The sequence below is a fragment of the Microbacterium enclense genome (assembly GCF_004022425.1).
Lineage (GTDB): Bacteria > Actinomycetota > Actinomycetes > Actinomycetales > Microbacteriaceae > Microbacterium > Microbacterium enclense_A.
This window is the reverse complement of sequence record NZ_RBZY01000087.1, coordinates 1-7,523: the sequence shown is the minus strand read 5'-3', so window position 1 is coordinate 7,523 and position 7,523 is coordinate 1. Positions and strand designations below refer to the sequence as shown.

The following is a 7,523-nucleotide window of genomic DNA, read 5'->3' as shown; positions in this document are numbered from 1 at the left end:
CGAAGCGACAGATATTGACCCCTCACGCGGGAGAACGCGGGTCAGACGCGCTGACGAGGGCGCAGGCTGCCGAGGCCGCCGTCCACACCCAGCACCTGGCCCGTGATCCAGGCGTTCGCGGGGTCGAGCAGGAACTCCACCGCACGTGCGACATCGTCGGGTTCGCCGAGACGCCCGAGCGGGTGCATCGCCTCCGACACCTTCCGCGACGTGTCGCTCGCCGTGAGCCCCGCGGTCAGCCGCGTCTGCACGAGCCCCGGCGCGACGGCGTTGATGCGGAGGTCGCGCGCGGCGTAGCTCGCGGCGGCCGAAAGCGTGAGCCCGATGACGCCGGCCTTCGCGGCCGCGATCGCGTCGTGGTTCGACAGTCCCGCCAGCGCCGCGGCCGACGACGTCAGCACCACGGATCCCCCGCCGCGCAGGTGCTTGCCCGCGGCCCGCACCGCCGCGAACGCCGTCGTGAGAGAGGCCGCCACGATGCCGTCGTACTGCTCGCGCGACGTCTGGTGCGCGGGCTTCAGCAGCATCGAGCCCGCGAAGACCGCAATGCCGTCGAGCTCTCCGGCGCCTGCGACGGCCCGGTCGACGGCGTCGAAGTCGGTGGCATCCAGGATCAGGTCGGGCTCGATCACCGACCGGTCGCGGGCCGTCGTGATCACGCGATGGCCGCCGTCGCGCAGACGCCGGGCCGTGGCCCCGCCGATGTCGCTCGAGGCCGCAATGAGGAGGAAGGTCGCCATGCTCCGATCATGCCCACACGTCGCCCGGCGGCGCAGGGCTGGACAAGCCCGTAACAGTCGCTCCGGCCGCGACGCGACCCGGGAGAATGGATGCCATGGACTGGCAGATCTCCGAAGACACGGTGCCCTCGGCGCCGATCACGGAGGCCGACGCCCGGTCCCTCCTCGGACGTCCCCCCGCGACGGGGGCCTGGCGCGACGGCGATCCGGTCGGTGACCGGCGGTTCGCGGCATTCGGCGAGTTCCGCACGGAGAACGGAGAGCGCCTCCCCGGCTTCCGTCTGGCCTACGAGACGTGGGGCGAGCTCGCGCCCGCGCGCGACAACGCCGTTCTGATCCTCCACGCGTTGACCGGCGACAGCCACGTCCGCGGTGCGGCAGGCCCCGGCCACCCGACCGCCGGGTGGTGGGGCGACCTCGTGGGACCCGGAGCCGCCATCGACACCGATCGCTGGTTCGTGGTCGCCCCGAACATGCTGGGGGGATGCCAGGGCTCGACGGGACCCGCGAGCATCGCGCCCGACGGCTACGAGTGGGCCGCCCGCTTCCCGTATCTGACGATCCGCGATCAGGTGGGTGCGCAGGCGCACTTGGCCGACGCTCTCGGCATCGGCCGGTGGGCGGCGGTCATCGGCGGATCGATGGGCGGGATGCATGCGCTGGAGTGGGCCGTGGGACATCCCGACCGCGTGGAGCGCGCGGCGATCCTGTCGTCCCCGCCGATCACGACCGCCGACCAGATCGCGTCGAACACCGTCCAGGCCGACACCATCCGCATGGACCCGCGCTTCGCGGGCGGGGCGTTCTACGACGCCGGCGACGGCGACGGCCCGCACCGCGGGCTCGCCCTCGCCCGTCGCATGGCGATGCTCAGCTACCGCAGCCCCACTGAGCTCAACCAGCGTTTCCAGCGCTCGTGGCAGTCCGGCGTGAGCCCCCTCGGACACGGCGGACGCTTCGCCGTCGAGTCCTACCTCGACTTCCACGGCAACAAGTTCACGCGCCGCTTCGATGCCAACAGCTACCTCACCCTCGTCGAGGCGATGAACTCGCACGACGTGGGTCGCGACCGCGACGGGGTCGAGGACGCCCTGCGTCGGGTCACCGCCACGACCCTCGTGCTCGGGGTCGACAGCGACCGGCTGTTCCCCGTCGACGGGCAGCACCGCATCGCCCGCGGCATCCCGAACACCCTCGACGGGGATCAGGCGGTGGTCCTCCCGAGCGACTTCGGCCACGACGGCTTCCTCATCGAGACGGCCGCCGTCGACCACCAGCTCCGGCGGTTGTTCGCGGTCTGACCCGGGATGCCGCTGCGCTCGGCGCCACGCGCGCGGACCCGCCCCACCGGGTCGAGTGTCCAGGACACACGGACGCGAGCCCGCGGCATCCGCGTGTCTTGGACACCGAAACCGGGGCACCAGCCGCGCCCGGACGCGGTAGCGCCGTGCCGCGCCGGGGATCAGCCCTGGGTCGGGATCGAGCCGGTGATCGCCGTGGTCGCGGCCTCGGCCGCCGGCATCCGGTGCGCCGGGTGCCGCCCGCTGCGGTCCTCCACGCGGTACGCGACGACCGCCACCACGAGCCCGGCGAGCGCGAGCGCGGCCCCCACCCAGGCCGGGGCCACGAGCCCGAGGCCCGCGGCGATGACCAGACCGCCGAGAAGCGCGCCGAGGCTGTTGCCCATGTTCAGGGCAGAGTGATTGAGGGCCGCCGCGATCGACTGGTTGTCCTCCGCGACATCCATGAGCCGCGTCTGGATCGCGGGGCTGAGCGCCGCACCGCAGAAGGCCACGAGGAACGCGAAGAGCGCCAGGCTGAAGATCCAGCCGGCGGTCACGGCCAGACCGATGGATGCCACGGCGAGGGCGATCAGCCCGACGTGCAGCCAGAAGCGCAGGTCTTTGTCGGCGAGGACTCCCCCGACGATGTTGCCGACCGTCATCCCGATGCCGACCAGCACCAGGACGGCCGACACGACCCACTCGGGCTGCCCCGCGACATCCGTGATCATGGGGGCGATGTAGCTGTACATCGCGAAGAAGCCGCCGAATCCGATGGCGCCGATGCCCAGGGCGAACCACACCTGACCGAGGCGGAACACCCGCAACTCGTCGCGGAGGCGGCGTCCTGGCATCCCGGGATGAGCCGGCACGAAGAACGCGATGCTCACCGTGGCCAGGAGGAAGATGCCCGCGACCACCGCGAAGGCGGCGCGCCAGCCGACCTGCTGGCCGAGGAGCGTCCCGAGCGGCACACCGACGACGTTCGCGATCGTCAGGCCCGTGAGCACGAACGCGACGCCCTTCGCGCGGTTGCCGGGGCCCAGCGCGTCGGCGGCGACGAGGGCCCCGATGCCGAAGTAGGCGCCGTGCGGGAGTCCCGCGAGGAACCGGGATGCCGCGACGAGTTCGAACGTCGGCGCGACGACGGTCAGCAGGGTGAAGAACGTCAGCGTGGCGGCGAGCACGATCATCACGCGGTGCCGCGGGAAGCGTGCCACCGACCCCGCGATCGTCGGGGCACCCACGACGACGCCGAGCGCGTACAGCGACACCAGCCACCCGGCCTGGGCGATGGCGTCGTCGGGCGATGCCGCCCAGGCGGAGGGGACGAGGTCGCGTGCGATGTTGGGCAGGAGCCCCATCACCACGAACTCCGTCATGCCGATACCGAAGCTGCCGATGGCGAGAGAAAGGAGCGCCCGCTTCGCCGCACCCTTCGAGGTCGTCGAAGAGGTCACTCCGCGATGCTAGTGGCCCGCGCGCGGTCCTGTCGAATCGATTCGGCGCCCCGCGTGTCGAGGCTCCCCACGGGCGGCATGAACGCGATCCGCGCCGGGAAACGGCGAGAGAACGCGATTATGCGCGTGAATCGCGTTTCTGAGGGACGCCGGACTCGCTGAGCGCGGATGCGGACGGCCAGGCCGGATGCCCGCCCGCCTCAGCCCGCGTCGTCGATCGCGCGCTCGAGGCGCTCGATCTTGCCGTCGATCTCCCCGGTACGGCCCGGGCGGATGTCGGCCTTCAGCACGAGCGAGACGCGCGAGCCGTACGGCATCACGGCGTCGGTGGCGCGCTTGACGACGTCGAACACCTCGTCCCACTCCCCCTCGACCTCGGTGAACATCGAGGTCGTGCGGTGCGGCAGGCCCGAGGCGCGGACGACGGACACGGCGGCGGCGACGGCGTCGTGCACGGAGCCGTCGGCGCTCTCCGCCGCGGCGGTACCGACTCCGGACGGGGCGACAGAGAACGCGATGAGCATGGTCCGAGCCTAGGTCGCCGGCACGCGCGCGGGAACCGACCGGCGGCCGAGCACCCAGTCGCGCAGGTCCTTCGGCCGGGCGACGCGGTGCGTGTCCGCGCGCGCGACCCGGACGATCGCCCACACCATCAGCACCACCCCGAGGAGGTTGCGCACCTCCAGCAGGAACACCGGGAAGGGTGCGGGATGGGTGGCCATGAGCCCGTCGTACACGAGCGGGTACACCCACTGGGTCACCGCGGCGATGGCGAGGGTCAGCGCGGCGAATCCGTACCAGCGGCGCCGGTCGAGCATGAGACCGAGCACCACCGGCGGGAACAGCCACACGTAGTACTGCGGCGAACCCACCTTGTTGAGCGCGATGAACGCGGTCACGAGGGCGAGCGCCAGAGGCGGGACGACGCGGATGAAGGTGGCGCCGAGCCACATCTTCCGCGCCCCGACGATGAGCACCGCGAGCATGACGAGCAGCATGATCGGCGTCATCGCGGCGATCACGACGTCCGCGCCCGGGCCGGTGACCTGGAAGGTCAGCACGTCGCCGTCGTAGTACACCTCGGACCCGGGCACGTAGAACGCGGCGAGGAACATGTAGAGCCCGCCGACCGGCGCTTCCATCTGGATGCCGCGCGAGGTCTGATCCCCGACGAACCCGAAGACGTAGGGCGCGCCGCCGAGGGCCACGACGGGGATGATCGTCGCGAGCGACACCGCGACGGCTCCCCACACGAGCGCGAGGCGTCGGCGGATGGCGACGAACCCGGCGGCCAGGATCGCCGCCGGCCACACCTTCATCCACACGGCGATGGAGAGCAGGACGGACGCCACGAACGGCCGGCGCACGAGCCAGATCCCGCCGAGGATCGCGAACGGAACGGTGATGCCGTCGATCCGGTAGATGCCGACGGGCCCGATGAGCAGGATCGCCGCGAGCCAGAACCACGCCGCGATGACGCGCCCGCGCGAGCGGCCCGAGCCGACGAGGATGACGAACGCGACGAGGTTGAACAGCGAGACCGTGATCGCCCACGCGGGCGTGTAGCCGACCGCCCAGGCGAAGAGCCAGGCGAACGTCATCGGGAGGAAGGCGAGCTGCGGGTAGATCCACTTCTCGGTGATGCCGGGCCACTCCCACGCGACCGAGCGCGTGCACGCGGAGACGTCCACCCCGCCGAAGAGGGCGCAGCGCGACCACGGTTCGTACACCAGATACACGTCGCCCATGGGTTCGTTGGGCTGCTGATAGCCCAGGATCCCCACGGTGACGTGGACGGCGACGAACGCCAGCAACAGAACGACGACACGCCTCACCACCGCATCATCCTAAGCGGGCGCGCCTGAGCGCCCCGGACGACGGGATGCCGCCGACCGCCCGCACCCGCGGCCCGGCGGGAGCCGCGCGGGGCAACCGTTACGCGATCGAGTCCGTCAGGCAGCGCCGAACGTGTCCGCGATCACGCCCGGGAGCGCCTCGGCGACATCGAGCGCCGTGATCGGTCCCCCCGATGCGCCATGACGGCCCGCCGCGACCGTGCCGGCGGTGCCGTGCAGCCACGCGGCCGTCGCCGCACACGCCGCGAGGTCGTCGACGGCGGTGCGCCCGGCCGCGACCGCACCGGCGGTGACCGCCCCGAGGACGCCGCCCAGCACGTCTCCGGTCCCGGCGGTCGCGAGCCACGGCGTCCCCGTGGAGACGCGCCGCACCCATCCTCCGGCTGCCGCGACCATCGTCACCGCGCCTTTGGAGAGCACGACGCCGCCGAGCGCCTCGGCCATCTCGAGCGCGGCCCGCTCACGCGCGTCGTCGTCGAGGGCGGCGTCGGGATCCAGCCCCAGCGCCTCGCGGAGCCGCGCGAGCTCGCGCGCGTGCGGGGTGACGATCACCGGCGCCGATGCGGCAGGGACGAGATTGAGGGCACCCGCGTCCGCGACGACGGGCACGTCGCCGGACAGGATGCCGCGGAGCGCGGCCGTCTCTTCGGCGTCGCGCTCACCGGCATCCGTTCCCGATCCGATGACCCACGCCTGCACGCGGCCGTCGGCCGTCACGGTCTCGGGGCGGCGCTGCAGCACGAGGTCCTGCGCCCGCGACGGACCGATGTAGCGCACCATGCCCGTCCCGGTGCGCCACGCCGCCTCGACGCCCAGGACCGCGGCGCCCGGGTAGCGCGTCGACCCGGTGCGGAGCCCGACGACCCCCCGGGAATACTTGTCGTCGGCTTCGGTTGGCCTCCGAAGTGTGCGGGCCACCTCGTGCCCGGTCCAGTCCCTCGCCGTCATGGCGTCACCCTAGAACGAGAGAGGCCGACGTGAGCACCCTCTTCACTCCCCTGACCATCCGCGGTATCGAGATGCGCAACCGTCTGTGGGTCTCACCGATGTGCCAGTACAGCGCCGTCGACGGCATCCCGAACGACTGGCACCACGTCCACCTCGCTCAGTTCGCCGCGGGAGGTGCCGGGCTCGTGATCGCCGAGGCGACCGCCGTGTCGCCCGAAGGGCGCATCTCCCCCGACGACGTCGGACTCTGGAACGACGCGCAGGTCGACGCCTGGACGCCGATCGTCTCCGCCGTCCGCGCGCGCGGCGCGGTGGCGGGAGTGCAGCTCGGTCACGCGGGGCGGAAGGCTTCGACCACCTCGCCCCTGACCGGCGGCCGCGGATCCGTCGCGCCGGAGGTCGGCGGCTGGACCACCGTGGCCCCCTCGGCCCTCGCCTATCCGGGCTTCGCCGAGCCGCGGGAACTCGACGCGGCGGGCATCGAGAAGGTCGTGACGGATTTCGCGGATGCCGCCCGCCGCGCGGTCGCGGCCGGGTTCCAGGTGCTCGAGGTGCACGCCGCCCACGGCTACCTGCTCCACCAGTTCCTGTCGCCGCTCAGCAACCACCGCGACGACGAGTACGGCGGATCTTTCGACGGACGCGTGCGTCTGCTCGAGCGCGTGACCGCTGCGGTGCGCGCCGCCGCACCGGAGACCGCGGTGTTCGTGCGCTTCTCGGGGACGGATGCCGCGGAGGGCGGCTGGGACATCGACGACACCGTTCGAGCCGCCGAGCGAGTCGCCGCGGCGGGGGCCGACCTCATCGACGTCTCCAGCGGCGGGCTCGTGCCGCACCAGAGCATCCATCCGGGGCCCGGGTATCAGGTGCCCCTCGCCGAGACCGTCCGCCGCGCGACGGGTCTGCTCGTCGGTGCCGTGGGCATGATCGACGACGCCCGCCTGGCCGAGTCCGTCGTCGCCGAGGGTCGCGCCGACGCGGTGCTGTCCGCCCGCGAATGGCTCCGCGATCCGCACTACGCGCTGCGCGCCGCCGCCGAGCTCGGCGCCGACGTTCCCGCTCCCCCGCAGTACCTGCGCGCGTACTGAGGACGCATCCTCAGCGACGCGCACATCCTCAGTCGCGACCCCCCGATCTCCGCTGAGACCGTGCGCATCGCTGAGGTCATGCACGCGGAGGCACGGACCCGGATGCCGAGCCCCCGCCGCCGCGCGCGTCACACGAAGCGGCGGCGGG

7 protein-coding genes are annotated in these 7,523 nt (G+C 72.5%); 2 read left to right on the top strand and 5 right to left on the bottom strand.

Features of this window, described 5'->3' with window-relative positions; genetic code table 11:
* Window positions 1-41 precede the first annotated feature (41 nt).
* A complete protein-coding gene (locus D8Y23_RS15530; RefSeq protein ID WP_128218971.1) occupies window positions 42-740 on the bottom strand; it encodes an SDR family NAD(P)-dependent oxidoreductase in 699 nt (232 codons plus the stop codon).
* 95 nt (window positions 741-835) lie between these two features.
* On the opposite strand from D8Y23_RS15530, the gene metX reads away from it, so the two are divergent.
* Window positions 836-2,041, top strand: coding sequence for a homoserine O-acetyltransferase MetX (gene metX, locus D8Y23_RS15525; protein ID WP_128218970.1), 1,206 nt, complete (start codon window positions 836-838; stop codon window positions 2,039-2,041).
* A 161-nt stretch (window positions 2,042-2,202) separates the two neighbouring features.
* Here metX and D8Y23_RS15520 read toward each other — a convergent pair whose 3' ends face one another.
* From D8Y23_RS15520 to D8Y23_RS15505, 4 genes are all read right to left on the bottom strand, one after another.
* Window positions 2,203-3,483 carry an MFS transporter gene (locus tag D8Y23_RS15520; RefSeq protein WP_128218969.1) on the bottom strand — a complete coding sequence of 427 codons (1,281 nt, stop codon included), beginning with the start codon at window positions 3,481-3,483 and terminating at the stop codon, window positions 2,203-2,205.
* A 200-nt stretch (window positions 3,484-3,683) separates the two neighbouring features.
* A complete protein-coding gene (locus D8Y23_RS15515) occupies window positions 3,684-4,007 on the bottom strand; it encodes a thiamine-binding protein (protein WP_128218968.1) in 324 nt (107 codons plus the stop codon).
* 9 nt (window positions 4,008-4,016) lie between these two features.
* On the bottom strand, window positions 4,017-5,321 hold the full coding sequence (locus D8Y23_RS15510) for a glycosyltransferase family 87 protein (protein ID WP_205797325.1): 1,305 nt from the start codon (window positions 5,319-5,321) through the stop codon (window positions 4,017-4,019).
* A 114-nt stretch (window positions 5,322-5,435) separates the two neighbouring features.
* The gene (locus D8Y23_RS15505) at window positions 5,436-6,287 is read right to left on the bottom strand and encodes an ADP-dependent NAD(P)H-hydrate dehydratase (RefSeq protein ID WP_128218967.1); all 852 of its coding nucleotides are present in this window, start codon (window positions 6,285-6,287) and stop codon (window positions 5,436-5,438) included.
* Between the two features lie 29 nt (window positions 6,288-6,316).
* Here D8Y23_RS15505 and D8Y23_RS15500 point away from each other — a divergent pair, with 29 nt between their 5' ends.
* A complete protein-coding gene (locus tag D8Y23_RS15500) occupies window positions 6,317-7,375 on the top strand; it encodes an NADH:flavin oxidoreductase/NADH oxidase (protein ID WP_128218966.1) in 1,059 nt (352 codons plus the stop codon).
* Window positions 7,376-7,523: the final 148 nt, after the last annotated feature.